Origin of the sequence: Vibrio sp. 10N.261.46.E11 (assembly GCF_041472735.1) — a bacterium.
Lineage (GTDB): Bacteria > Pseudomonadota > Gammaproteobacteria > Enterobacterales > Vibrionaceae > Vibrio.
In genome coordinates, this window is record NZ_JBFRQW010000001.1 from 54,338 (window position 1) to 80,303 (window position 25,966).

General features: G+C 44.3%; 21 protein-coding genes, 2 tRNA genes and 2 pseudogenes. 16 read left to right on the top strand and 9 right to left on the bottom strand.

What is annotated here, in order from left to right; translation table 11 throughout:
- Positions 1-50: 50 nt before the first annotated feature.
- From AB4407_RS00240 to yejK, 3 genes and pseudogenes are all read right to left on the bottom strand, one after another.
- Positions 51-422 (bottom strand): annotated as a pseudogene (locus tag AB4407_RS00240) (Hpt domain-containing protein); the annotation flags it as partial.
- Positions 423-653: 231 nt separating this feature from the next.
- Positions 654-1,436, bottom strand: a pseudogene (locus tag AB4407_RS00245) (Hpt domain-containing protein); the annotation flags it as partial.
- Positions 1,437-1,532: 96 nt separating this feature from the next.
- Positions 1,533-2,537: a nucleoid-associated protein YejK gene (gene yejK, locus AB4407_RS00250; protein WP_009848690.1), complete on the bottom strand. Its 1,005-nt coding sequence runs from the start codon at positions 2,535-2,537 to the stop codon at positions 1,533-1,535.
- 84 nt (positions 2,538-2,621) lie between these two features.
- On the opposite strand from yejK, the gene AB4407_RS00255 reads away from it, so the two are divergent.
- The 4 genes from AB4407_RS00255 (at position 2,622) to AB4407_RS00270 (ending at position 5,372) form a co-directional block, all read left to right on the top strand.
- Positions 2,622-2,849: a YejL family protein gene (locus AB4407_RS00255; RefSeq protein ID WP_004734063.1), complete on the top strand. Its 228-nt coding sequence runs from the start codon at positions 2,622-2,624 to the stop codon at positions 2,847-2,849.
- Positions 2,850-2,876: 27 nt separating this feature from the next.
- On the top strand, positions 2,877-4,673 hold the full coding sequence (locus tag AB4407_RS00260; protein ID WP_372117451.1) for a DUF3413 domain-containing protein: 1,797 nt from the start codon (positions 2,877-2,879) through the stop codon (positions 4,671-4,673).
- Between the two features lie 138 nt (positions 4,674-4,811).
- Positions 4,812-4,902 (top strand) — tRNA-Ser (locus tag AB4407_RS00265).
- A gap of 379 nt (positions 4,903-5,281) precedes the next feature.
- A tRNA-Ser gene (locus tag AB4407_RS00270) sits at positions 5,282-5,372 on the top strand.
- Between the two features lie 65 nt (positions 5,373-5,437).
- On the opposite strand, the gene AB4407_RS00275 is transcribed toward AB4407_RS00270, so the two are convergent.
- Positions 5,438-6,358: a histone deacetylase gene (locus AB4407_RS00275; RefSeq protein ID WP_372117453.1), complete on the bottom strand. Its 921-nt coding sequence runs from the start codon at positions 6,356-6,358 to the stop codon at positions 5,438-5,440.
- Positions 6,359-6,465: 107 nt separating this feature from the next.
- Between AB4407_RS00275 and AB4407_RS00280 the strand changes: the two genes are divergently transcribed.
- From AB4407_RS00280 to AB4407_RS00290, 3 genes are read left to right on the top strand one after another with little or no spacing between them, the layout of a single operon-like run.
- A complete protein-coding gene (locus tag AB4407_RS00280; protein WP_372117455.1) occupies positions 6,466-6,591 on the top strand; it encodes a hypothetical protein in 126 nt (41 codons plus the stop codon).
- A gap of 25 nt (positions 6,592-6,616) precedes the next feature.
- The gene (locus tag AB4407_RS00285; protein ID WP_372117459.1) at positions 6,617-7,303 is read left to right on the top strand and encodes an SDR family oxidoreductase; all 687 of its coding nucleotides are present in this window, start codon (positions 6,617-6,619) and stop codon (positions 7,301-7,303) included.
- A 7-nt stretch (positions 7,304-7,310) separates the two neighbouring features.
- A complete protein-coding gene (locus AB4407_RS00290; protein ID WP_372117461.1) occupies positions 7,311-8,312 on the top strand; it encodes a DUF3080 domain-containing protein in 1,002 nt (333 codons plus the stop codon).
- A 53-nt stretch (positions 8,313-8,365) separates the two neighbouring features.
- On the opposite strand, the gene AB4407_RS00295 is transcribed toward AB4407_RS00290, so the two are convergent.
- The 3 genes from AB4407_RS00295 to AB4407_RS00305 all read right to left on the bottom strand — a co-directional run bounded on the left by AB4407_RS00295 (position 8,366) and on the right by AB4407_RS00305 (position 13,197).
- The gene (locus tag AB4407_RS00295; RefSeq protein ID WP_372117463.1) at positions 8,366-10,327 is read right to left on the bottom strand and encodes a DNA topoisomerase III; all 1,962 of its coding nucleotides are present in this window, start codon (positions 10,325-10,327) and stop codon (positions 8,366-8,368) included.
- A 114-nt stretch (positions 10,328-10,441) separates the two neighbouring features.
- Positions 10,442-10,990, bottom strand: a complete 549-nt coding sequence (locus AB4407_RS00300; protein ID WP_372117466.1) for an NAD(P)H nitroreductase — start codon at positions 10,988-10,990, stop codon at positions 10,442-10,444.
- Between the two features lie 197 nt (positions 10,991-11,187).
- On the bottom strand, positions 11,188-13,197 hold the full coding sequence (locus tag AB4407_RS00305; RefSeq protein ID WP_372117514.1) for an FAD-dependent oxidoreductase: 2,010 nt from the start codon (positions 13,195-13,197) through the stop codon (positions 11,188-11,190).
- Positions 13,198-13,476: 279 nt separating this feature from the next.
- Here AB4407_RS00305 and sppA point away from each other — a divergent pair, with 279 nt between their 5' ends.
- Positions 13,477-15,327: a signal peptide peptidase SppA gene (sppA, locus tag AB4407_RS00310; RefSeq protein ID WP_372117469.1), complete on the top strand. Its 1,851-nt coding sequence runs from the start codon at positions 13,477-13,479 to the stop codon at positions 15,325-15,327.
- A gap of 118 nt (positions 15,328-15,445) precedes the next feature.
- Positions 15,446-16,462, top strand: a complete 1,017-nt coding sequence (gene ansA / locus AB4407_RS00315; RefSeq protein ID WP_372117471.1) for an asparaginase — start codon at positions 15,446-15,448, stop codon at positions 16,460-16,462.
- Between the two features lie 148 nt (positions 16,463-16,610).
- On the opposite strand, the gene AB4407_RS00320 is transcribed toward ansA, so the two are convergent.
- On the bottom strand, positions 16,611-16,892 hold the full coding sequence (locus tag AB4407_RS00320) for a YeaC family protein (protein WP_010437067.1): 282 nt from the start codon (positions 16,890-16,892) through the stop codon (positions 16,611-16,613).
- A 113-nt stretch (positions 16,893-17,005) separates the two neighbouring features.
- On the opposite strand from AB4407_RS00320, the gene AB4407_RS00325 reads away from it, so the two are divergent.
- Positions 17,006-17,812: a DUF2989 domain-containing protein gene (locus AB4407_RS00325; RefSeq protein WP_372117517.1), complete on the top strand. Its 807-nt coding sequence runs from the start codon at positions 17,006-17,008 to the stop codon at positions 17,810-17,812.
- A 179-nt stretch (positions 17,813-17,991) separates the two neighbouring features.
- Here the strand turns inward: AB4407_RS00325 and msrB are convergent, their stop codons facing one another.
- Positions 17,992-18,429: a peptide-methionine (R)-S-oxide reductase MsrB gene (msrB, locus tag AB4407_RS00330; RefSeq protein ID WP_372117473.1), complete on the bottom strand. Its 438-nt coding sequence runs from the start codon at positions 18,427-18,429 to the stop codon at positions 17,992-17,994.
- A 319-nt stretch (positions 18,430-18,748) separates the two neighbouring features.
- Between msrB and gap the strand changes: the two genes are divergently transcribed.
- From gap to AB4407_RS00360, 6 genes are all read left to right on the top strand, one after another.
- Positions 18,749-19,744 carry a type I glyceraldehyde-3-phosphate dehydrogenase gene (gap, locus tag AB4407_RS00335; protein WP_009848658.1) on the top strand — a complete coding sequence of 332 codons (996 nt, stop codon included), beginning with the start codon at positions 18,749-18,751 and terminating at the stop codon, positions 19,742-19,744.
- Positions 19,745-19,987: 243 nt separating this feature from the next.
- A complete protein-coding gene (locus AB4407_RS00340; RefSeq protein ID WP_372117476.1) occupies positions 19,988-20,872 on the top strand; it encodes a D-hexose-6-phosphate mutarotase in 885 nt (294 codons plus the stop codon).
- A gap of 359 nt (positions 20,873-21,231) precedes the next feature.
- Entirely contained in the window at positions 21,232-23,268 is a 2,037-nt protein-coding gene (locus tag AB4407_RS00345; RefSeq protein ID WP_372117479.1) for a methyl-accepting chemotaxis protein, read from the top strand.
- Between the two features lie 191 nt (positions 23,269-23,459).
- Positions 23,460-24,275: a 23S rRNA (guanine(745)-N(1))-methyltransferase gene (rlmA, locus tag AB4407_RS00350; RefSeq protein ID WP_372117480.1), complete on the top strand. Its 816-nt coding sequence runs from the start codon at positions 23,460-23,462 to the stop codon at positions 24,273-24,275.
- Between the two features lie 75 nt (positions 24,276-24,350).
- Positions 24,351-25,310 (top strand): ChaN family lipoprotein, encoded by a 960-nt coding sequence (locus AB4407_RS00355; protein ID WP_372117482.1) that lies wholly within the window; start codon positions 24,351-24,353, stop codon positions 25,308-25,310.
- A 272-nt stretch (positions 25,311-25,582) separates the two neighbouring features.
- On the top strand, positions 25,583-25,936 hold the full coding sequence (locus tag AB4407_RS00360) for a hypothetical protein (RefSeq protein WP_372117484.1): 354 nt from the start codon (positions 25,583-25,585) through the stop codon (positions 25,934-25,936).
- Positions 25,937-25,966: the final 30 nt, after the last annotated feature.

Consider the following 25,966-nt stretch of genomic DNA (forward strand, 5'->3'; position numbering starts at 1 on the left):
GCGGATTGTATGAGCGCTTCGTCAGAGTATTGTCAAAAAACCTGTAAAAGTTAACGTTGGGTATTTAAATAGTCATGAGCAGAATCTACAGAGGCTTTTATCGCCATCTCTAGTTCGGCTAAATCGTGCTCGCTGATGGCTCTGGACTGCTTCATTGTCATTTCAATAGTCGCTGCAATGATCGCTAACCGAGACGCTTTGATGCTGCCAGCCACACCTTTTAAGCTGTGTACAATGCGAGCAGCAGAGGTTTCATCCTTGGTGAGCAGAGATTTGAATCTGGTGTAGTCATCTGCGTGATCTTCGACAAAGACCCCTAGCAACAATTCAACAGACTCGGTATCGCCATCAAGAGTCTCTAGCATCTCTTCAATATCAATCGCTGGCTTTGAATCCGTAACACAGGCAATGTGCTTCTCTGGCTCTTGCACTTGTTCTGGTGTTCGCTGAGTTGGGGGTTGCTGAATAGAGTTTTGCTGAACCGGAACTTGTGGAATAGGTTCTTGCAAAATCGGTTCTTGTGAAATCGGTTCTTGTGAAATAGCTTGCGGGCTTGTCGTGCAAGCACTCTGCTGAGGTTGAGCCTCTTCCTGTCTTGAATCGACGACTGGTTCCGGTCTGAGTGCTTGGTCTACTTCTTTCATCGATTTTTGAGACCTAACACTCCACAACACTAACGCAATCATTGCCACTAAGCTTAAACCTAGCATGAACAATAATAGGTTGTATTGACGATCATGGAACTCAGCTTCAAGTTTAATGATCTGTTCGTTTACTGAATTCTTCTTAATTTTATCGACTAAATAATTGAGCTGAGCGTAATCACTCAGCAATGCTGAAGCATCAGCCAGTAATTGTTGGAGTGCATCTTGCTCTTCGGATTTTAATGAATAAGATTTTTCAAGTATAGAATCAAAGGCGCGATAAGTTGCTGATGAACTTTGGTTATCTGAATACATCGCTTCAAAAACGACGACACCAAATTCGTTGAGTAGCGGCTTTAACTTAGGGGAAAGCTCAGTATCTGTGCGTAACACTTTGATGTTATCGACGATATCTTGCACCTGACTTTCTATCGGAATGAATTCATCAAATTTTTCTAAAAATTGATCGGCAACGTAAAGCAGTTGGTTCACATCAGGACGAAACAAGGCGTGTTGGAAATCAGATTCAATCTGCAGTCGGATCGAATAAACCAATTGAGCATCGAGTGCTAAATCATTAATGCGAGAGACTCGCAGCGGCTCAGAGAAATAAAGCGATTGCCTCAATTCATTAACACGAATACCGAGTTCTTCAATTTGAGCGAGCGAGTGAGAGTAAGAACGGCTTAGATTAAGGAGAGCCAGTGAAGGAAGTAGCCACAGAGCCAAGAGTGCAACCAAAAAAGTTGCGGGTCTTTTAAAGCGATTGGGCTTTGCTACTGATTGTTCCATCGATATTCCTTGTTCATGCGAACTCTAAACCATTATGTTGCTAAACATAAACAAGCGACAACAACCTGCTGTCGCTTGCTACCTAATAACTTCGGACTATGACTTATTGCGAGTCAGTTGATCACGTAAGTTCGGTGGCGTCCCTTTAATGGTTAGCGTGTCTGTCTCTGGATCGTAGAAGATACGCTCACCTAAAAGCAGACTATCAAAACTAACATTCAAACCGCCACCAGCACCAACAAATTTTGTTAGTTTACGCATAGTTGCGCGGTCTGCTGGGAAGCTGTCTTCTAACTCGTAGCCTTGCTCACTAGTATAGTCAAAGAAGCTTGTACCATCTGTGCTTGCTGGCAATTCTCCAGAAAGTTCACGAACTTGAACTTCATCACCCGCTTTAAGCTGTTCGTTACAGTAATCCGCAACTTGTTTTTTATAGCTGATCGCTTCCTCTTTCTCTAACTTAGAGTCAGAAACAAAGTCTTCTACCGCTTGCATCAATACTTGGTTTTGCTGCTTAGCATCCAAGCCTACTTCTGCTTGAAGGAAGTCTAAGAAGAAGTCAGCGACTTTACGACCAACGCGCCCTTTAATATAAGTAAGGTAACGGTTTGACTCTTTGTCTGTGTCGTATGTTGAAAGATCAAGGCGCGCAACAATATCCATCTTCGAGATATCAAGGTAATCCGTCGCACTAATATCTAGCCCTTCGGTCACTTTCAAACTTTGGTTTGAAGGCAGTAGTCCGATGAAAAGGTAGTCTGTCGCCAGTGATTGATATTCAGCCAGTACCAAAGTGCCTTCATCAGCAAAAGGATACTTTGAAAGCTCATCTTTCAGACGTAGCGCACTTTTTTGAGAGAAATCATAAAAACTTTGTTCTCCAGCTCGAAATTCATGCAACGACTGCTGGAATTCGCTGTCGGATTTGAAAGAACCAAATCCTTTACCTGCTTTTGAATTAAAAACTCGGTGAAGTTCAGCGACTAGGTTTTCAGATGCAGTATCGTTTTCTAGAGATTCAGCACGATAGTTAACAATCAGCTCTTCCTGATCGTTCTTGCTTAGCTGGTGTAAAATTACGTTGGAAAGGTGAAGGCTCATAGTGAAAATATTACCGTTCAGGTTTCAGTTGTTGTGCATAGTAGGTTATCATAAGCCGCTTTTACTATCATTATTAGAGTCCTTATGCCGATTATATCTAAATACACAGATGATCAAGTTGAAAAAATCCTAGCTGAAGTAGGTGCTGTACTGACTAAGCACAAAGCTTCACCTGAGCTTTCATTGATGATCGCTGGAAATATCGCAACCAATGTCTTAAATCAGAACGTTGCTGCTTCACAACGCAAAGGAATTGCTGAAAAATTTGCCGAAGCTTTAATTTCTTCTCTTGAAGATAAAAAGTCTCACTAAGTTTGATTGACGGAAAAAGAATTATAAATGGTAGACAGCGCAAACTCATATAGCGATCGTGTATCTCGACTGGTAGGTTGGGGCCACTGGTTTGCATTTTTCAACATCATTGCTGCGATGTTGATTGGTACTCGTTATATTACTCAATCTGCTTGGCCGGAAACCCTATTGGGTCAATTCTATTTGGCTGCATCATGGGTTGGTCATTTTGGATTTTTGGTGTTCGCGCTCTATCTATTAGTGCTGTTCCCACTCACTTTTATTCTTCCGTCGAGGAAGTTATTACGTTTGGTTGCCGTTATCTTCGCAACCATAGGTTTAACTGTCCTACTGATTGATACCCAAACGTATCAAAATATAAACCTCCACCTGACACCTGTCGTGTGGGAGGTTTTATTCAGTGGAGAGGAGTCTGCACTCACTTCTGATTTGCAGCACCTCTTCATTGTAATGCCACTAATCTTCTTATTGCAGCTAGGTCTGTCTGAGTGGGTTTGGCGTAAGCAACGTAAACTGTCTCATAAACACATTGGCCGTCCTATTACTGCCGTCTTCTTCTTGTGTTTCATCAGCAGCCACTTGACCTACATGTGGGCTGATGCGTATTTCTACAACCCAATTACAAGCCAGAAAGCGAATTTCCCACTGTCTTATCCTATGACAGCAAAAAGCTTTATGGAAAAGCATGGTCTATTAGACCGTGAAGAGTATTTACAGCGTTTAGAAGCGAACCAAGAGAACGTAAACTTAGTTAGCTACCCACTAGAAAAAATTCAATACAACCGCCGCAGTGCTGATCTTAATATTCTGCTTGTGAGTGTGAATAATCTTCGCGCTGATGCACTTAATAGCACTGCAATGCCAAGCAGCTATGCCTATGCACAACAATCGATCAACTTCACCAATCACTACAGTTCAAGTAACGACATGTTTGGTATTTTCGGATTGTTCTATGGCCTTCCTAGCAGCTACGCAAGCAGCATCAAAGCACAAGGTTCGAGCGCAGTACTGCTCGATGTGCTAGATCATCACAATTATACACTTGCCGCTTTTAGCGGTGATGACTTTGACGACGCACTTTACCCGGAAGTCATCTTCAGAGGCCGTGATGCGCTTCCAGAGCAAGCAACAGATGATGACCAAAGCGCAATACAAGCTTGGTCTGAATGGGTTCAATCACCACAAGCAAAAAGCCCTTGGTTTAACTTTATTGAACTAACAACGCTCGATAACTTCTCTAGTTACGAAACAGATGTAACGTTGCCTACCGCTGAACGTTTTACTGCAGATTACCAAAAATCGACTCAAGCGGCGGATGTTCAGTTAGCGAAAATCTACGCAGAGTTGGAGCGCCTAGATCTTCAAGACAACACTGTGGTTATCATTACCTCTAACCATGGTACTGAATTTAACGAGACGAAAACCAACAGTTGGGGTGCAAACTCCAATTACAGTCGTTACCAACTACAAGTGCCTCTGTTCATCAAATGGCCAGGTAAGTCGGCATCTGAATATACTCACCGTTCTAGTCACCTAGATGTATCAGTCACGCTAATGCAAGAGCTATTAGGTGTATCTTCGAACCCGACAGACTTCAGTAGCGGTCGTAGCCTGTTTGATGAGCGTAGAAGAAAATGGATTCTCGCAGGAGACTCACGTGAACTTGCTCTTGTTACCGACCAACAAACAACAGTGTTAGATAAGTTTGGTAACTACAAACTGTACGATCAGAATTACAAACGTCTGAAAGACGTAAGCCCTCGCTTACCAGTGTTGATGCAAGGCCTTACTGAGTTACAGCGGTTCTATACCAAAAATGACTAAATGATCATCAAAAAGAAAAGGGAAGCCAACGGCTTCCCTTTTTTATTGACGAGAATGATTAGAAAACAAGCAACAAAACAAAATTATGAAAATTAAGGGTTTACAAGATCCTCTGCCCCTTATATTATTCACGCCATTGGAGGGATGGCTGAGTGGTCGAAAGCACCGGTCTTGAAAACCGGCAACCGTTAATAGCGGTTCTAGGGTTCAAATCCCTATCCCTCCACCACATTAAAGAAAGCCGCTGAGAAGTCAGCGGCTTTTTTGCATCTGAAGCTTTTTAATGTTTGAAGTTAAGTTATCGACTTTTATCCTTGTCATAAAAGCCACCGCCCTTTACCTGTCGTACTTTATTGTTGTCCTCAAATCGTGCTCAGCCAACAAATCGATATCTGAACCAAACCACCTCTACCCGCGATTGGTTTATCACACAAACCAAAGCTCATTACAAACCAGCTTCTTAATAGTAGAACTTTGTCTCTCCATTCGATAAAAAGCACAACAAATAGCCATACAACACAAAATTATCGAAAAGCGTTCATAAAAAAAGCAGTCAGTTGATAAGGGTATTTACAAGCGTAAGCCACCCTTATATTATACGCGCCATCGGAGGGATGGCTGAGTGGTCGAAAGCACCGGTCTTGAAAACCGGCAACCGTTAATAGCGGTTCTAGGGTTCAAATCCCTATCCCTCCACCACATTTAAGAAAGCCGCTGAGAAATCAGCGGCTTTTTTGTATCTGGAGATCACGGAGCTCAACGGTTCAGCTATTCACAGCCAATGCAGCGTTGAGTAACTGCATGTGAATCGGCACCAAATCTTGATGTTCAGTTCGATATCCGCCACCGACTACACACGCCATTGGAATAGACTCTGATTTCGCTAATTCAATCATGAAACAGTCGCGTTCAAATATCCCTTTTGTCGAAACATTCAAATAACCCAGTTCATCGTCTTGATGGATGTCGATCCCCGCGTCATAAATAATGAGATCAGGTTGGTGATGCGCAATCGCCAACTTGGTGACTTGTTCAAAACAACGTAAGAACTCTTCATCTTCTGTTTCATGACTTAATGGCACATCTAAATCAGATAACGGTTTACGCGCAGGGAAGTTCTTATCGCAGTGGAATGACAGAGTAATAATCTCATCGCTCTCTTGGCAAAGAGTTGCTGTGCCGTCACCATGATGAACATCGCTGTCGACGATAAGCACTTTATCGATATGTTCAAAGGTCAGCGCATGTTTTGCCGCTAAAACCAGATCGTTCAACAAGCAAAAGCCGCTACCAAAATCATGGTGTGCGTGATGATAACCACCACTCAAATGAATCGCCAAACCACTCTCGATGGCCATTTCTGCAGCCAAGCAGGTTCCACCACTTGAATAGAGTGTTCTTTCTATAAGCTGTTCGCTCCACGGAAAGCCAATACGTCTCATTTTAGCTGCGGGTAAATGACCAGAAACCAGCAAATCCACATACTCACTATCGTGAACCTGTTTTACTTGCTCAACTGTAACTGGCGTTGGTTGGAAGATTTCAAACTGACTCTTCCAGAGAGGATCGCTATCCATTAACGCTTCAACAGCGCTGTGTAACAACTGATACTTGTTAATCGGGTAACGGTGCCCTTCTGGTAAAGGCAACTGGGAATAAATTGGATGATAAATTAAAGGAGTCATAGTCAGGCGATTTACGTAGCTTTCTCAAAATCATAACAGTCTCAGGCTTGGCGACAACTTTAATTAATGGTAATAGTTATCATTATCTTTAGTTCTTAGAGACAACAATGAAAAACCTAATACTCATCTGTGGTGTGATCTGCGGCTCGATGGCTGCAGTAATGATTTTTGTAGGAATGCTAATGGCCAGTTGGTGGAGCGTTGATTTTCTCGTGTTAAGCCATCAAACTTAACTAATTGAACTGAAAAGGAATCACCATGAGCGTTATTTTTATTACTGGAGCGAACCGCGGCATTGGCTTAAGTCTGACTCAACAATACTTGAAAGGTAATCACAAGGTGTACGCAACTTACCGTGACGCCTCTTCAGCGACAGAACTGCTCTCACTCGCAGAGCACAACGCCAACCTGACCTGTATTCAATTAGACATAACCGATTACCAAGCAGTAGGCCAACTCCCTTCGCAAATAGAACCGATTGATATCTTGATCAACAACGCTGGCTACTATGGCCCTAAAGGTTATGGTCTGGGTAATACCGATGTTGAAGAGTGGCGTCGCGTTTTCGAAATCAATACCATCGCACCTCTTAAACTCGTTGAATCCTTATTGCCTCCGCTAGCAAAGAGTCCAATAAAAAAGATCGCATGCCTTTCATCAAGAGTGGGCAGCATGACGGAGAATACTTCTGGCGGAGGCTACATCTATCGCTCTTCTAAAGCAGCTCTAAACTCGGTTGTGAAGAGTTTAAGCAACGACTTGACCGATGATGGCTTTACCGTGTTAGCGTTACACCCAGGCTGGGTACAGACTGAAATGGGCGGACCTAATGCTCTTATTGATACAGAGACTTCGGCTAAAGGCCTTGTGACTGTAATAGAGTCATCGAATACTGAAGTGAGTGGTCACTTCTTTAATTTCGATGGTAGCGAAATAGACTGGTAGCGTTCACATGGATCGTCGCGTTATCTCAAGCTTACTCGTACGTTCAACAGTGTTGTGTCTAACAATGTTGATCACAGGATGTTTCGATGACAGCCCACAGAACTACTTCGACGACTATCAGACCAAAATAGCCAACGTGCAAGATGCTGACGAGATAAAAGATAACTGGGAATTTGAAAGCCTACCGAGAAAGCGAGAACTGTTTATTGAAGTTCCTGCGCTCTCTATCGGGCTTATCGACAGTTACCAACTTCGTCAGTGTGGATTATTCAATCTAATTGCAGAAAAAAATTCGGTTCTGGGCAAGGTTTCGGATGAGTTTCGTAATTACGATTATCAGGTCGCTCTATTGGAAGGTGTGGGGCAATGTTTAGCTAATAACGAGTTAGACCCAGAGATCGTAGAATTACTCAAAGAAATCGAGCAGCAGAAACTCGCACAATTTCCACTGCACCAATGGAATCTGATCTATGCCAGTGAAGCGATGCAGTCGCAAATGCGTGGTAGTCAGTGGTTACGTGCTGATATTGGCGATCAAGTGAGACAGACAAGTGACGCCCTAGAACACATAAATCAAGCGTTAAACACATCACTCGTTTCGGGCAAAACCATTGAGGTTCAAGAAGTACTGGAGAAGAGTTCAACGCTTGGAGATTTGTACTACTCACTAGCTCGAGCCTCGGTTGAGCTCGATATCATTACCAAACAACTCACAACTTTTGATGCCAATATCATCTGCGGGAAACAACGAGACACAACTAAGTTTCGTTATCTCAACAACGTGTTCGAACAACAGTATATTGGTAAGGTTCAGCCTTACATGGCGCAACTCGATGGCTATTATCAGCAGTTAGCCCCGCAACTAGGGATGTTTGACGCGCAGCCTGAACTGCACAGTTATTACTTTCCCATCCAAGATGCACATCAAGGTTTTCGAGCATCGACTCGTCGCCATGTCGACTATTGGCAACAGCTGTTTAAACGCTGCGGACGCAAGGTCGGTCGTTAATATTGATTCCCAATATCAATAATGGGTGTTGTTAGCTTTCAGTTTCTAACTGATTAACTTTTAGCGCCTTTCTTCGCGTAAGTCTTCTTCCTTGTCCCACCACCTTTACGGCGCTTGAATGCTGGTCTTTCAACTTTAGGCAGATGACGCAGGGATTCAGGGACTTCACCTGTTTTTACCTTACCCATTAAGCCATCGATCTTACTTTCTAGCGCTTGCATGAAGGGTTGATACGCTTGGTTTCGTTCAGCCATGCCTTGCAACTGATGCTCCCAGTGAGCCGTCATGTCGGGAAAGGTCGAGTCCTCCGGCAAGGCATTAATCAAACCTCTCCCCGCAGGGCTGCTATGAATGCTTTTACCTTGTCGAGTTAGTAACTGTCTTTTGAACAGAGTATCGAGAATCCCCGCACGAGTTGCCTCTGTTCCAAGGCCATCGGTCTCTTTCAAGATAGCTTTGAGGTCTTTATTTGCGACAAAGCGAGCAATACCTGTCATCGCTTGTAACAACGTCGCTTCGGTAAAGTGTTTTGGTGGCTCGGTTTTCTTATCGCCAATAATACCTTCACGACAAGTCAACACAGTTCCTTTATCCAATGGAGGAACCGTATCCGTACCGTCACCTTTCTCATCTGTGTCCGTTTTACCCATCAACACTTTCCAACCTGGGTTAATAAGTTGTCGTCCTTTTGCGATGAACACGCCACCAGCGATATCAAACACAAGCTTGGCATCGGCAAAAATAGCCGGCGGATAAAACTGCATCAGATATTGACGAGCGATTTGCTGATAGATTTTCATCTCATTAGCAGACAAGCCGTTCACCGATGACTTTTTCGGAGTAGGAATTATCGCGTGGTGAGCATCGACCTTGCTGTCGTTCCATGCTTTGGATTTAAAAGAAAGATCCGCGCCTTGCGCACCACTTTGCAGCTCTTTCGCATTATTAGCGATAGCATCGACGACCGACTCTCTTTGCGAGTAGTGATCCTTAGGTAGATAGCGGCTGTCAGAACGCGGGTAAGTGATGAGTTTGTGTTTCTCATACAATGACTGACAAGTGTCGAGAACCTGCTGAGCACTCATACCAAAACGCTTAGACGCGTCAATTTGCAAAGCTGACAACGAATAAGGCAGTGGCGCCGCTTGTTTACTTTGCTTTTGCTCTGATTCTGTCACCGTCGCGGGTTGATTCGCAATTCGGTTAGCAACGTTCTCAACCAGTTTTCGATTGAGCACCCGGCCTTCTTCATCTTGCCATGGCTTACATGCTTCGCTTGGTTTCCAACGCGCTCGAATATCAAAGCTCTGGCCGTTGTTTTGGTAAGGGAGCAGCGCATGCAGAGTGAAGTAATCTTTCGGAATGAAGTTTTCGATCTCTTCATCACGCCTTACGACCAAACCAAGAACAGGAGTTTGTACTCGCCCGACTGACAATACCCCTTGGTAGCCCGCCTTTTGACCAAGCAAGGTATATGCGCGAGTCATGTTCATGCCATACAACCAATCAGCTCTAGAGCGTGCCAAAGCTGAAATTGATAGTGGGATAAAATCACGGTTACTGCGCATTTGGGAAAGTGCACGTTTTACCGCTGGCAAGTTCAAGTCACTAATCAGTAGCCTGTCCATCGACTCTTTCTTAGCCTTAGAGACTTTGCAGTAATCAATCACTTCATCAACCAGCAGCTGCCCTTCTCTATCAGGGTCTCCGGCGTGAACAATTTGAGTGGCGTCCTTCAATAGCTTTCGGATCACCGTGAGCTGTTTGCTCGATGTCTTACGCGGTCTTAACTGCCATTGCTCTGGCACTATAGGAAGATCGGCCAAGTTCCACTTCTTATAGCGGTCGTCATAAGCGTCTGGCTCAACCTGCTCCAATAAGTGTCCAATACACCAAGTCACTACATCACCATTACCACACTTGATGAACCCTTGGTCTTTCTTCTGTGGATTAGGCAGTGCGGCGGCGATAGCGCGGCCGAGGCTTGGTTTTTCAGCAATAATAAGGCGAGACATGTTTTTCCAGATGCTACAAACAATTAGGGCCACATTATCTAATGTGGCCCTAATAAATCAAGAAAAACTGGTTGTTTATACAGTTAGCATTCCACTTTCAAGCTTCAACGTTCTCTATAAGAACTCAACAAACTTAGCGAAGTCACGCTCTGGTACTTTCATTGGCGTACAGCCCGGAGTACCTAGGTATAGGAAACCCACAATTTCATCGTCGCCTTCTAGGCCGAAAGCTTGGCGAACTTCAGGGTGGAACATCCATTTGCCTGAACGCCAAAAACCTTGGAAGCCTTGTGCGACGGCTGCCATTTGCATGGCTTGCGCAGCACAACCCGCAGACAGGTGTTGTTCGAATGCTGGCACTTTCTCGTGCTCTGTCACTTTAGCAATCACGGTGATCACCATAGGAGCTCGGAACGGCGCTTTTTTCACTTTCTCGATCACCGCTTCTTCGCTTTCGTCCGCTTCAGCGGCACGCACCAAGATGTCTGAAAGTTTCTGTAACCCTGAACCTTGCGCGATAACAAAGCGCCAAGGTGTTAGCGCACCGTGGTCAGGAGCTCGTAAGCCCGCTTTGATGATGTTTTCTAACGCGACACCTTCAGGTGCCGGATCAGAGAGTTTTGCGATAGAGCGTCTGTTGAGCAATAGATCCAAAGCATCCATTTGAAGTCCTTACTAATTTTTATTGTTTGTATAGTTGAACTGTAGCACAGAATACAAACGATAATAAATCTCAACGGCTGTCCAATTGACACAATAGTTCAAACAATACTGAAAACAATAAAGGCTCCTAAATCTATGACTTAGGAGCCTTATTTACAAGTTTCGTTCAGTTTATGAACGGGTGTATTCTCTTGTTGTTAGAGCTTAATCGCTAACTCAACACCTTGGCGAATCGCACGTACTGCATCCAGTTCGCCCGCGTAATCAGCGCCGCCAATAACATGAAGCTTGCCACCAAACTCTTGCCACATATCTTCGAATGGTCGAACCGACACTTGACCTGCACACACAATTACAGAATCGGCATCAAGCACCTGTTCTTGCTTACCAACGCTGATGTGCAGACCTTGGTCGTCAATCTTGTTGTAGCTCACGCCACCAAGTAAGTTCACACCACGTTTTTCTAATGTGCGTTTATGAATCCAACCTGTAGTCTTACCCGGGCCTTTACCGACACGACCCGCTTTACGCTGCATCACCCACACCGTTTTATCGCTAAATGAATCAGGGTAAGGGTAAAGTCCGCCTGGGTGTTCCATATTCTTATCAATGCCCCACTCATGCAGCCAATCGTCCAAACTATGAGAAGTTGGCTCTGTCAGCATAGTTGCCACATCAATACCGATACCACCGGCACCAACAATCGCGACTTTTTCGCCTACTGGTGTCTTTTCACGAATCAAGGTTTGGTAGTCGACTACGTTTTCTTGATCTATCCCTTCAATATCAAGCTTTCTGGGTTCAACACCAGCAGCCATCACGACTTCATCGTACTTCAACAACATCTCAAACGTCGCTTCAGTATCCAGTTTTAAGTTCACGCCTGATGCATCTATTTGGTTAGCAAAGTAACGAATCGTTTCTCTGAACTCTTCTTTACCCGGAATCTGCATTGCCAATCTAAATTGTCCACCGATGCGGTCATTTTTCTCTATCAGATCAACCTTATGCCCACGCTGTGCCAACGTTGTTGCACAAGCTAAACCTGCTGGCCCAGCACCGACGACGGCAATGGTTTTGGTTGCTTGAGCTGGTTGCACAACAATTTCAGTTTCGTAACAAGCGCGAGGGTTCACCAAGCAGCTCGCTCGTTTGCCTTTGAATACGTTATCAAGACACGCTTGGTTACAACCGATACAGGTGTTAATGAACTGCGCTTGGTCTTGAGCGGCTTTATTAACAAAGTCAGGGTCAGCCAAGAATGGACGAGCCATTGATACCATGTCGGCCTGCCCTGAACTAAGGATACGTTCAGCCTCTTCTGGCGTATTGATTCGGTTACACGTCACCACTGGGATCGACACGTATGGTTTTACTTTTTCTGTCACCCAAGAGAATGCACCTCTTGGAACTTGTGTCGCGATGGTCGGAATACGTGCTTCGTGCCAACCGATACCCGTATTAATAATGGTCACACCCGCTTCTTCTAGCTTCTGAGCCAGAAGGACAACATCTTCGAATGTGCTGCCTTGCTCAACCAAATCCAGCATCGATAAGCGGAAAATAATAATGAAATCTTTACCCACCGCTTCGCGAATCGATTTAACGATCTCTAGTGGGAAACGCATACGCTTCTCATAAGAACCGCCCCATTCGTCATAACGCATGTTGGTACGCTTACAGATGAATTGGTTAATCAAGTAACCTTCAGATCCCATGATCTCAATGCCGTCATAACCCGCGACTTGAGCTAGTTCTGCACTGTTGGCAAAAGCACCGATGGTCTTTTTAATTTGACGAGGGCTCATCTCACTCGGTGCAAACTTAGCGATTGGCGCTTTGATGCCCGAAGCACTTTGCGCGAATGGGTGCATTGCATAGCGGCCAGCATGTAGCAACTGAAGGGCAATTTTACCGCCATGCTTATGCACGGCCTCAGTAACAATTTGGTGCGCTTTTGCGTGCTTAACTTTACTGAACTCAGCACTAAATGGGGTCAATCTGCCACGTAAATTAGGAGAGAAACCACCGGTAACAATAAGGCCAACGCCTCCTTTTGCTCGCTCTTCATAAAACGCGGCAAGCTTGTGGAGGCCTTCTTTATTTTCTTCTAAACCCGTGTGCATTGATCCCATCAATACACGGTTACGTAACTGAGTAAAACCAAGATCGAGTGGTTCGAGTAAATGTGGGTACATGGCAGACATCACTTCTATTATTATATCCTTGTGGTCAGACCACAATATAACTCAATCACCAAAAGTTCAAACAACCGTTTACATTTTTGTAACACCGATCATAATGCAGGACGCATTAAACCTTCAAAAGCCCTTAATATGACTACACTTAATGAGAATATATATCGATTAACAATTCTTGGTATAGTTTGAGCTTGGGAATTATCGTAGGATACTAAGCAGTTCATATTATTGAGATTAATGGTACTACAGCTTGTTAAAGCGACGTGATCTCACTGCGGAGACAGAATGAAAAAAATATTTAAATTTATAGGTATGATCTTTAAAGGGATTTGGAAGCTCATTACGTTTGTGCGTCTTGCACTTGTTAACATCATCTTTTTACTCAGTATTGCCATCATCTACTTTGTGTACTTCCACTCAGATACGGCTCAGCCAACAGTTCCACAGGATTCAGCTCTGGTGCTTAACCTTTCTGGTCCGATTGTAGAGCAAAGCCGTTATATCAATCCTATGGATTCGGTGACAGGCTCACTGCTTGGCAAGGATCTTCCAAAAGAGAACATCCTGTTTGATATCGTTGAAACGATTCGCTACGCAAAAGACGATGACAAGGTTACAGGTATCGTTTTAGCACTCAAAGAGTTGCCAGAAACCAACCTAACCAAGCTGCGCTACATCGCTAAAGCGTTGAATGAGTTCAAAGCAACAGGCAAACCGATTTATGCGGTGGGTGACTTTTACAACCAAAGCCAATACTACCTAGCAAGCTACGCAACTAAAGTCTTCCTATCACCAGATGGCGGTGTTCTTCTTAAAGGCTACAGCGCTTACTCGCTTTACTACAAAACCTTATTAGAGAAACTCGATGTGAACACCCATGTGTTCCGTGTAGGTACTTATAAGTCTGCCATCGAACCTTTCATTCGTGATGACATGTCTGACGCGGCAAAAGAATCCGCTTCTCGTTGGTTAGGCCAGCTATGGGGTGCTTACGTTGATGATGTGAGCCACAACCGCCAAATCGACGCGAAAACGCTAAACCCAAGCATGGACACTTTCTTGAAAGAGCTTGAGTCCGTTGATGGTGATATCGCGAAACTGGCCGAAAAACTGGGCTTAGTCGATGAACTAGCGACCCGCCAACAAGTTCGACTAGAGCTTGCAGACGTGTTCGGCAGTGATGGTCAAGACAGCTACAACGCATTTGGTTACTACGAGTACCGTACAACTATACTTCCCGACATGAACAGCGAATCACACGACGTTGCTGTGATTGTGGCAAGCGGTGCGATTATGGATGGTAAACAACCTCGCGGCACTGTTGGTGGTGATACTACTGCAGCGCTACTTCGCCAAGCTCGTAATGACGACAAAGTTAAAGCAGTTGTACTTCGTGTAGACAGCCCTGGTGGCAGCGCGTTTGCTTCTGAAGTTATTCGCAATGAAATCGAAGCGATCAAACAAGCAGGTAAACCTGTAGTGGTTTCTATGTCTAGCCTTGCCGCTTCGGGTGGTTACTGGATCTCGATGGGTGCGGATAAGATCCTAGCTCAACCAACAACCTTAACCGGTTCGATTGGTATCTTCAGTGTTATCACAACCTTTGAAAAGGGGTTAAACGATATCGGTGTTTACACTGATGGCGTTGGTACGTCACCTTTCTCTGGTCTTGGTATTACGACTGGGCTTAGCGACGGCGCGAAAGATGCATTCCAAATGGGCATTGAAAATGGTTACCGCCGTTTCATCAGCCTAGTTGGAGCGAATCGCGGCATGGAAGTCGATGCTGTCGACAAGATTGCTCAAGGCCGAGTATGGACAGGGCAAGATGCAATCGCGAAAGGTCTAGTCGATGAAATTGGTGATTTCGATGATGCGGTTGCAGCGGCGGCTTCACTTGCAAAGCTTGAAACCTACAATATCTACTGGGTAGAAGAGCCTCTTTCAGCCACTGAACTATTTATTCAAGAATTTATGAACCAAGTTCAGATGTCGATAGGCCTTGATATTCAGTCAATGATTCCAAGCAGTTTACAGCCTGTTACTCAACAGTTAGCTCAAGATAGCCAGCTGTTAGGTAACTTTAACGACCCACAAGGCCGATATGCTTTTTGCTTAAACTGCCAAGTTCAATAAGATAAGCTCAACGCTTTGTTATCAAGAGGCGCCTCTGTGTGAGGCGCCTCTTTTTATTGCATGATAATTCGCTATAATCGCCCCCCTGTTCCCTATATCACACTAAGTATTAATCGCCATGGAAAGAAAACACATCTATATCGCGTATACCGGCGGCACAATTGGCATGCAGAAGTCTTTGGACCACGGCTATGTCCCAGTCGCAGGTTTTATGGATAAGCAGCTCGCTGCCATGCCTGAATTCCATCGCCCAGAAATGCCTGAGTACACCATTCATGAATACTCTCCATTAATGGACTCTTCAGATATGACGCCACTTGATTGGCAGACTATCGCTGATGATATTCGCGCGAACTACGATAAGTACGATGGTTTCGTTATCCTGCACGGTACAGACACTATGGCTTACACCGCCTCAGCTCTGTCATTCATGTTAGAAAACCTCGGCAAACCTGTGATTGTTACGGGCTCTCAGATCCCCTTAGCAGAATTACGTTCAGACGGACAAGCAAACCTGCTTAATGCTCTGCACATTGCAGCGAACTACCCGATCAACGAAGTGACACTGTTCTTCAACAACAAGTTGATGCGCGGTAACCGCAGTACAAAATCACACGCTGATGGCTTCAATGCGTTTACCTCTCCAAACCTAACTCCATTGCTAGAAGCGGGTATCAATATCCAGATCAGCAATAACGTTAAGGTAAACGAACAACCTGAAGGTGCTTTCAAGGTTCATAACATTACTCCGCAACCCATCGGTGTAATTACAATGTACCCAGGAATCTCGCATGAGGTGATTCGCAACACGCTACTACAGCCTGTAAATGCAATGATTCTACTTACTTTTGGTGTTGGTAACGCACCACAAAATCAAGAACTACTTCAACACTTAAAAGATGCCTCAGAACGAGGTGTGATTGTAGTGAACCTAACTCAGTGTTTGGCAGGTAAAGTCAATATGGGGGGTTACGCGACGGGTTGTGCACTAGCAGAATCGGGCGTTATCAGTGGTTACGATATGACACCAGAAGCGGCACTGGCGAAGTTACATTATCTATTAAGCCAAGATTTAAGCTACGAAGAAGTGAAGGCTCAAATGCGACTAGTGCTGCGCGGTGAGATGAGCTTATAAGCCTATTCAGCGATTCGTTTAGCCGAGGAATTACCGTGAATCGCGCCCCTTACTTAAACCTGAACTAAATCGCATTTTTGTTTATAAATAAATGGCTTAACAGTAAAAAAGGGGTGGCACAGTGCCACCCCTTTGTTGTAATTTAAGCTTAATGATTAGGATTAACTCTAACAATATCTTCTTGGTCGGACTTAAACTGCTTCTTTAGTTCAGACTTTGATTTAAAGCTAATTTCTCCGCCGGCTGCAATTGTCATATGTTGAGCTTCAGAGTTATGTTTCGATTGATACAACATAACCGCCTGCATACACGAGTCGCGCTGCTCTTTAGAGAGCGCTGTTCCTTCTGGCCATTTACCCGTTTCAACTGCGTAGGTTAAACGTTCGTAGACCTCGGGGGTCATTGCGCTAAGAAGTTGTTCTGCATCCATGGTAAGGCCTTAGTTTTAACAATTTTCACCAGAAAATAACCCGTATCAGAATTGAGTCAAGAACCTGACTGAAAATAAGTGTATTTGATCACAAGTGGAGGAATATGAAAATTATGAAATGGTTGGTACTAAGCCTATTGCCCTTCACTCTGGTTGGGTGCTTTGACGGCAACAAAAATACCGCTCAATTATGCGAAAGCAACCCGTGGCTTCAGTGTGAAAAACTAAACATGAACGACGGACAGTGCCGTGTCGCACGTACCGACCTCGTCTGGCATAAATTTGAAGCAAAAGAGAACCCTAGCGATACCAATAAGATTAAAGAGTTCGAATTAGTCTCTGTCTACAAAAAGTGTCTAGAACTTGCTGCGCAGATCGAAACGATCGATCAATCCAAACTTCAAGAACGTCGCTTCACCTCGTTAATGAATAGTATCGAGGAGTCTGAACGTATTGTTGATGAACTCTCGCGATCAAATACCCCTGAAACGCTTTATTTTATGTGGTCACAAACTGGGGATACCAACGCAAGACGCAGCTTCCTACAGTTAGAAGGGACAGAAGCATTAAACACAGCAGAGATGCAATATGCGCTAGCCACTTTCTATACTACCCGTGACCATGAAAAGACGCTTAAGCTACTCAATAACGCGTTAACGCTTTCTAATGGTTCGAAGGTCAACACCGAGATCTTCAAATCAATGGCGAGTATCAACCACAGCCTAGGTCATATGGAAAAAGCGTACGTCTGGGCAATGGTTGCCAAAAACTTTAATGTGCCTATTGCTTCGGAAGCAGAACTTACTGTGTTGTACCGTTTCGATGAGTCAACATACGAACAACTGAATGAAGACGCGGACAATATAGTAGACGCTATTGAAGATGAGGTTTACAGCCCTTCGATTGTCCCTCGTTACTGATCGCCCTGTTCTCGTTTTCTAGTCCAAACGTTCTATTCACGAGCTTTCAAAAAACAGCTACCATCATGGTAGCTGTTTTTATTTGTACTAGAGATAACTCTGAAATACTTAACTCTTGGGTCGTTCAGTGTTAGTCGATCGGCAAATGCGACCTGTAAGGATTAAACAATAGTGACAAGTTATTTCGTACTTTTGTCATTTTTGTTGAAAATTAACGACACAGAATTAACACAGAACCGTTCACCTGTTGTCTTCGGACCATCAGGAAAAACGTGACCTAAATGGCTATCACAAGCGGTACAACGGATCTCTACACGCTTCATTCCGTGACTTAGATCTTCTATATAACGCACTGCTTCGTCATTCACAGGGGCATCAAAGCTTGGCCAACCGCACCCTGAGTCATATTTGTTATCCGACAGAAACAAAGGGCTTTCACAGCATGTGCAGCTATAGACACCCGTCTTATGGTTGTGCAGTAACTTACCGCTATATGGGGCTTCAGTACCACGTTGACGACACACAGCAAACTCATCGTCCGTTAGGCGCTCACGCCAATATTCATCAGGCTTTATCATATTTCCTCCCTTTTGAATCACGTTAATATCTCTCCACATTATTAGTTATTATATTTACTTTTTCCTATAAAGACTTGCATATGAGTCGTTTTGTAGCACATACTTTCTCACCAGGAAACATTGTACATATACACTCATAAGTGAATCATCATTTAGAGGTATTTTACCCAACTGGAAGGGTACAGAGCCACTCGCAATGGTCAATTTTCAACCACTTACACCCAATTGTTAAGAAAAGCGTCGCTTTTTTTTGACATTAAACAAGTTAAGTCGGATTATCTATTGCAGATGTATACTGGATTCTGTAATTTTACTACCAGTTATCTTTAATCAGAAATTAAGTTGTGGAGCAACTACAATGACTATCAAAGTAGGTATTAACGGTTTTGGCCGTATCGGCCGTTTCGTATTCCGCGCAGCTCAAGAGCGTGCAGACATCGAAGTAGTAGGTATTAACGATCTAATCGACGTAGAGTACATGGCATACATGCTTAAGTACGACTCAACTCACGGCCGTTTCAACGGTACTGTTGAAGTTGAAGGCGGTAACCTAATCGTTAACGGTAAAACTGTACGTGTTACAGCTGAGCGTAACCCAGAAGACCTTAAGTGGGATGCTATCGAAGTAGACGTAGTTGCTGAAGCAACTGGTCTTTTCCTAACTGACGAGACTGCACGTAAGCACATCACTGCTGGCGCTAAGAAAGTAGTTCTTACTGGTCCTTCTAAAGATGCAACTCCAATGTTCGTAATGGGCGTTAACCAAGCATCTTACGCTGGTCAAGACATCGTTTCTAACGCTTCTTGTACTACTAACTGTCTTGCACCTATCGCTAAAGTACTTAACGATAAGTGGGGCATTGAGTCAGGTCTTATGACTACAGTTCACGCTACTACAGCAACTCAAAAAACTGTAGATGGCCCTTCTGCTAAAGACTGGCGCGGTGGCCGTGGTGCTTCTCAAAACATCATCCCATCTTCAACTGGTGCTGCTAAAGCTGTAGGCGTTGTTCTTCCAGAACTAAACGGCCTTCTAACTGGTATGGCTTTCCGTGTACCAACTGCTAACGTATCTGTAGTTGACCTAACAGTTAACCTAAAAGAAGCTGCATCTTACGAAGAAATTTGTGCTGCAATGAAAGAAGCTTCTGAAGGCGAAATGGCTGGCGTTCTTGGTTACACTGAAGACCAAGTAGTATCACAAGATTTCATCGGTGAAGTTCAAACTTCAGTATTCGATGCTAAAGCTGGTGTTGCTCTAACTGACAAATTCGTTAAAGTTGTATCTTGGTACGACAACGAAATCGGTTACTCAAACAAAGTTCTAGACCTAATCGCTCACATCTCTAAGTAATTTCTTTTTAGAAATAGCTTTAGATAAGCATTAGCGAAGACTGTTTTGAGCAGACTTTGAAAAAGGCGACCTTAGTGTCGCCTTTTTAATACCTGCTATTTTTTAAACAGCTCCCGGCTTCAATCCCAATTACCAACACACTGAAATTCAATTCCAATACTGGCTCTGCTTGCCACTCACAGATTCACAAGCACCCTAGTTCTAGTCAGCATTTGAATTCAATTTCCTTAGAAGGATCATGTAATGGATTTATCTACTCTACCTGCACTGACTGTACTTTCAGACAACGTCACTATCGTTGAACACGAAGGTGTAAAATTGGTTCGTGTTATACACGATAAAGCAAACGCAGCGATTTCGTTGTTTGGCGGTCATGTCGTGTCATTCCAACCGCAAGGTCAAGAAGACCTAATTTGGATGAGCCAACAAGCTAAATTCGACGGAAAAACAGCCCTACGTGGCGGAATTCCAGTATGTTGGCCTTGGTTTGGTCGCATTGCAGCACCAGCTCATGGTTTTGCACGTTCAAACGAATGGCAGTTGATTGAGCACCGCGAAAGCGAAGCGGGCGTGATTGTTAGCTTAGGTCTGAAGCCAAGCGAAGAGACGCTAGCAGTATGGCCTCATCAGTTTGATGCACGTTTGAATGTTGAGATCGACGAGCAGCTAAAAGTAACGCTGGACGTGAAGAACACTGATTCTCAGCCATGGACTTTCTCTGGTGCACTGCACACTTACCTAAACGTTGGCGATATTCACAACACAACCACAACGGGTATGGGGGCTGAGTACATTGATAGCCTACAAGGTGGCAAGATCTGCCAAGGTGGTGCTGAACTGGTACTGACTGACACGATTGACCGCGTTTACACGCAACCAGAAGCGCAAATCTTTGTTGCTGACAAAAAGCTGGATCGCACGCTAACAGTTGAAAACCACGGCCACAACTCTGCGGTACTTTGGAACCCGTGGGCGGAAGGGGCTGCAGGTATGGGCGACATGCAAGACGACGGTTATCTAACCATGATGTGTGTCGAGTCAACACTGCACGCCCCGAGTCTAGAAGCAGGTAAAACGCTTCAGCCTGGCGAAAGCCACCAGCTGATTACAGTGCTAGCTTCGAAATAAGCTTAAAGCAACGCCAATTAGAAACGAAAATGCAGCCATGAGCTGCATTTTTATTGCCCCTAACCATCTCTATTCCAATAAACATCTCTATTCCAATAACCATGACCAACTTGTCATTTAACTCTCAGCAAAGTCTATCGACTCTGATTCAGATACATTCCAAATTACGTCTCATTGATCTGCTTCAGTCAAGCTGGACACGCCATAATTTATAAACATAACCATCAATTCATCAATTCATTAATTCATTAATCATTATCAATTACTGCCGATAAATAAGTACTTATGATAGGAGACTCAATAACAAACTTATCAAAAACCACTTAACAACACCTCAATGAAGACAGGATAATGAATTCATGTTCGAGAAATACAAAAATCAAAGTGTTGGCTTCCAACTTAAGTTGGTCATTTTGCTGTGCTTACTTATCGCCTTTGGCTCTATCGCAACGCTCGTGTATCGCAATGCCTCACAAGTATTATTAGACAACACGTTAAGGGAACACCAATCCAAAGTAGAAGCGATGGCCAAAACCATCTCTGGCCAATTCGATGCCTACCTGCATACCGCCAAAGTTTTAGAATCCACCTTTCGTAACGGTTACCTAGCAGGTGTTTATGTTGAGAATTACGACGTTGAGTTCAACGGTCACTCCATTCCTAACATGACTCAATATGGTGAGAGCCTAATCAACGACACTAAACTCGTTGATAGCTTTACTCGCGACACCGGCGCTGTAGCCACCCTATTTGCCCCATTTGGCGATGACTTTATTCGCGTGTCTACTTCTCTTAAAAAACCATCAGGGGAACGTGTTGTTGCCACAACGTTAGGCAAGGATCATCCAGGTTATAACAAACTCAAAAATGGCCAAGCTTATTACGCGCAAGTGAAGCTCTTCGGCCAACGCTACATTACCTACTACGCACCTCTAACGAATGCTCAAGGCAAAGTTAACGGTGTCTCTTTCATTGGTCTACCCGTAGAAGAGGCGACACAAAACCTGTTCGAGTCATTGCGTTCTGTCTCGTGGGGCGATACTGGTTATACCATCATCGTTGATAATGAAAAAGAGCATCAAGGTCAGTACTTACTGCACCCTACTAATGCTGGAGGTGATAAATCGATTGTGGATGTTGTTGACTACGACGGTAACAAACCTTTCTATCAGATCTTTGAACAGCCATCCGGCTTGATTCTCTACCCTTTTGAATATCAAGAAACAGTGGGCGAAAAATACCTCGTCTATACCGAAGTTCCGGGGTGGAATTGGAAGCTACTTGGCGGCACATTTATTAACGAAGTCACTAAGGGCAGCGACGAACTGCTGAAACTTATCGCGATAATCGCGACCTTGATTGCCGCCGCGACTATCGTCGTGTTAACGCTCGTATTGAACCGTACGTTGACGCCGTTGACGACTTTAAACGAATACATGATGCGCTTAGGAAAAGGCGAAGTCAGCTTACATATTCCAAACAACGGCAAACAGACTAAGAATGAAATCAGCAACCTAAATACCGGTGTTGCCAACATGGCTGCTCAATTGAACACACTCGTTGGAGAGATTCGAACGACCAGTGATCAAGTACAAAGCAGCTCTAGCAGCGTGTCACAGGATGCCAGCCACAACTTGAGCCAAGCTGACTGCCAGCAAGCACAGGTTGAGCAAGTCGTTACCGCCATTGAAGAGATGGCCACCTCGGCAGAATCTGTTGCGCAGCAAGTAAACAGCATTGCTGAAAATGTTCGCCTTGCTAATGAAGATAGCCAGAAAGGTTTAGAAGTCGTTGAGGGTGTATGTATTGATGTTGCCCAGCTCAATGACCAACTAGACAAATCAGCATCAGCTATTGAGCAAGTGAGTTCTGATAGCGAAAGCATTCAAACCGTTACCAAGATGATTGATGACATCGCAGAGCAAACCAACTTACTTGCGTTGAACGCTGCAATAGAAGCTGCGCGTGCAGGTGATCAAGGTCGTGGTTTTGCCGTGGTCGCTGACGAAGTAAGAACTTTGGCTCATCGTACACAAACGTCAGTACAAGACGTAGTGAGCATCATCGAGAAGTTGAAATCTTCAACTAACAATGCCGTAAGCCTGATGACACAAAGTCAATCGAATGCCAATCAAGTACTCGATAAAGCGCAAGAAGCAGGCACAGCCTTAGAGTCGATTGCCTCTCAAGTTGAATCTATTGCTTCTCAAGCTGAAACGATTGCTGCGACATCAGAAGAGCAAGCTCAGGTTTCTCAAGAAATCGCCGCAAACGCACATGCGATCAGCGATTTGAACCAGCAAAGCCGTGAAACCAGCGCTAAGACTTCTCACAGTGCTGATGAACTTCAAAAACAAGCTGAGTCGTTAAAGAACCAAGTTAACTTCTTTAGCTAGAAGCCGAGTTCACTGTTTCTATGTGACTTGCTCATGACCAATAGAGCCAACCATACGTTGGCTCTATCTCTTCACTGATTGCCTCTGTATCTTCACTAATTGCCGTAAACCAAGACAGCTGCGTTTATTCTAGCGCCCCACAATGCTTCCTGTTAAAATTTTGGACTTGAAATTTCTACCTCGAGTTCGCAATGACTTACCAATGCCCTTTGTGTCACCAACCTTTATCTCAAAACAATCGTACGTTTAAGTGTGAAAAGAACCATCAGTTCGACCTAGCGAAAGAAGGCTATGTTAATTTGATGCCAGCACACCACAAACGCTCAAAAGATCCAGGTGACAACAAAGAGATGATGCAGGCTCGCCGCCGCTTCCTTGAAGGCAACCATTACGATCCAATGCGCCAAGCTGTTGTTGGACTGTGCTCTCGCTATCTGCCAGAAGAGGCACCTAGCTTATTAGATATTGGTTGTGGCGAAGGGTATTACACCAACGAAATTGCATTAAACCTTCAAGAAAAGAATGGTGCGACTTTTGGTCTAGACATTTCTAAGATTGCTATCAAATACGCCGCGAAACGCTACCCTGCTGTCGACTTCTCAGTTGCATCAAGCCATCGCCTCCCCTTTGCTGAAAACAGCTTAGACGGTATTCTACGCATTTACGCGCCATGTAAAGCTGAAGAATTGCAACGCACCATCAAAGGCAATGGCGTCGTGATCACAGTGACACCTGCTAGCCGACACCTGTATCAGCTGCGTGATGCAATTTATGATGGTGTTCGCTTGCACGACGAAGATCCAGAAATTATTGAAGGTTTTACTCTTGAGCACCAAGAGCAACTAAACTATATGATGGAACTATCGGGGTCAGACGCATTCGACCTGCTACAGATGACGCCGTTTGCTTGGAAGGCGAGTGAAGAGTTTAAACAACAACTCACCGATGCTGAGCAATTCAACTGTGAAGCGGACTTTATGCTGCGAGTGTACCGCAAGCAGCTTTAATTGATATTGATTATCGTTTACATTGAAATCTCATCTTGCCTCCTTTAGTATGCGTGTTCTTCAAGGAGGCATTTCATGCAACGTATTATTCTTATCGGATTAGCTACCCTGCTCACTGCTTGTGCTAATCAACCTTCAAATAGCACTTCTCAACAAGTGGCTAACACGCAAACGGAAACCGTTTCCACATTCTATGACTACCAGCTTGCTTCTCGACAAGGCGAAACGCTTTCTCTCGATGCATTACCTAAACAGCTGATTGACGCTGATGTGGTTCTTATTGGCGAATGGCACACTCACTCGGCAATCCATCGCTTTCAAACCGATTTCTTAAAAGCACGTCGCAACGCCACGTCAAACATCGCGCTTTCAATGGAACAATTCACTCGAGAACATCAAGACACATTAAACCAATATCTCAATGATGAAATTGGCGAACAAACTCTTATGTCTCAAGCGGGTGCTTGGCCAAACTACGAAAGTGATTATCGCGCTTTAGTTGAGTTCGCTAAAACCAATGACGTCGATGTCATTGCGGCAAACGCACCAAAACCCTTCGTACAATGCATTGGCCGTAAGGGATTACCTTATCTAGATCAGCTAACAACGGAACAACGTCAATGGGTTGCGTCAGAAGTGAATATTGGCGATAGCCCTTACAAAGAAAAGTTTATGGCTTCGATGCATCATGGTACGCCAGAACAAACGGAAAAACAGTTTGCCGCTCAAATAACATGGGACGAAACCATGGCCGAGTCAATTGTTGACTACCTCGCATCAAACCCAGATCAGCAAGTAATTCATGTTGCTGGCAAGTTCCACATCGAAGGTGGCTTAGGTACAGCTGCATCGATTCTACGTCGTAATCCCGACCTGAAAATTGCGATTATCAGCCCAGTTAAGGAAATCTCTTCAGATAGCAGTGACTACCAGCTAAAAGTGCTTTCTCCACCCGCTCGCTTTGTTAAAAAAGAGAACAGAATGAAGGCATACAAACACCTCTCTAAGCGCGGCGCTAGCCTAGAGTGCGACTAAACCATTCTTATCCTCTTATAAGAGAACGAAACGATGGGCTAATTCTAGATAACTAGCCCATCGACAGAGCTTCATTGGCTCCTATCATCCACTCTAACTCTATCTAACACTCAAATCCCTTATCGGCACAAGATTTGCTTAATAACTAGACGGTTTGACTAAGCAGACGAAAAAACAATGTGCGAATAAAAAAACATCACTGCGATGATTAAATGCACAAGTTTTTCACACCTCTGCCGATACTATATTTAAGGATAGGTAAGGAGAGCGATATGACACCAGTAGGAACGAGTAATACTCAGCTGTATTCACCTGCGAAAATGAACGCACAGAATAAAAGCACCGAGGCTGAAAAGCCTGCTCCACTTAAGGTGGAACAAAATACCGTTAAGCTTTCTGATGAAGGAAAAGCGCTATTATCGGCTCTTAAACAAATCGACAACGAAGCGAAGAAAGTCGAGGCGGAAAATGCAACCGTTACCGATAAAGTTGAGTCGTTCGCTCACGGCGCATTAGGTATGGACCACCCAGACAAGGTGGAAGAAGAGAGCGATGGCTCATATTCAGCGGGGCAATTCTTGTCCGCGGCACTTACCGTAGGTGGCATCCTTATCGCTTTGGTTTAATTTACCGCTTTAGTCTAATTTATAGCCTTG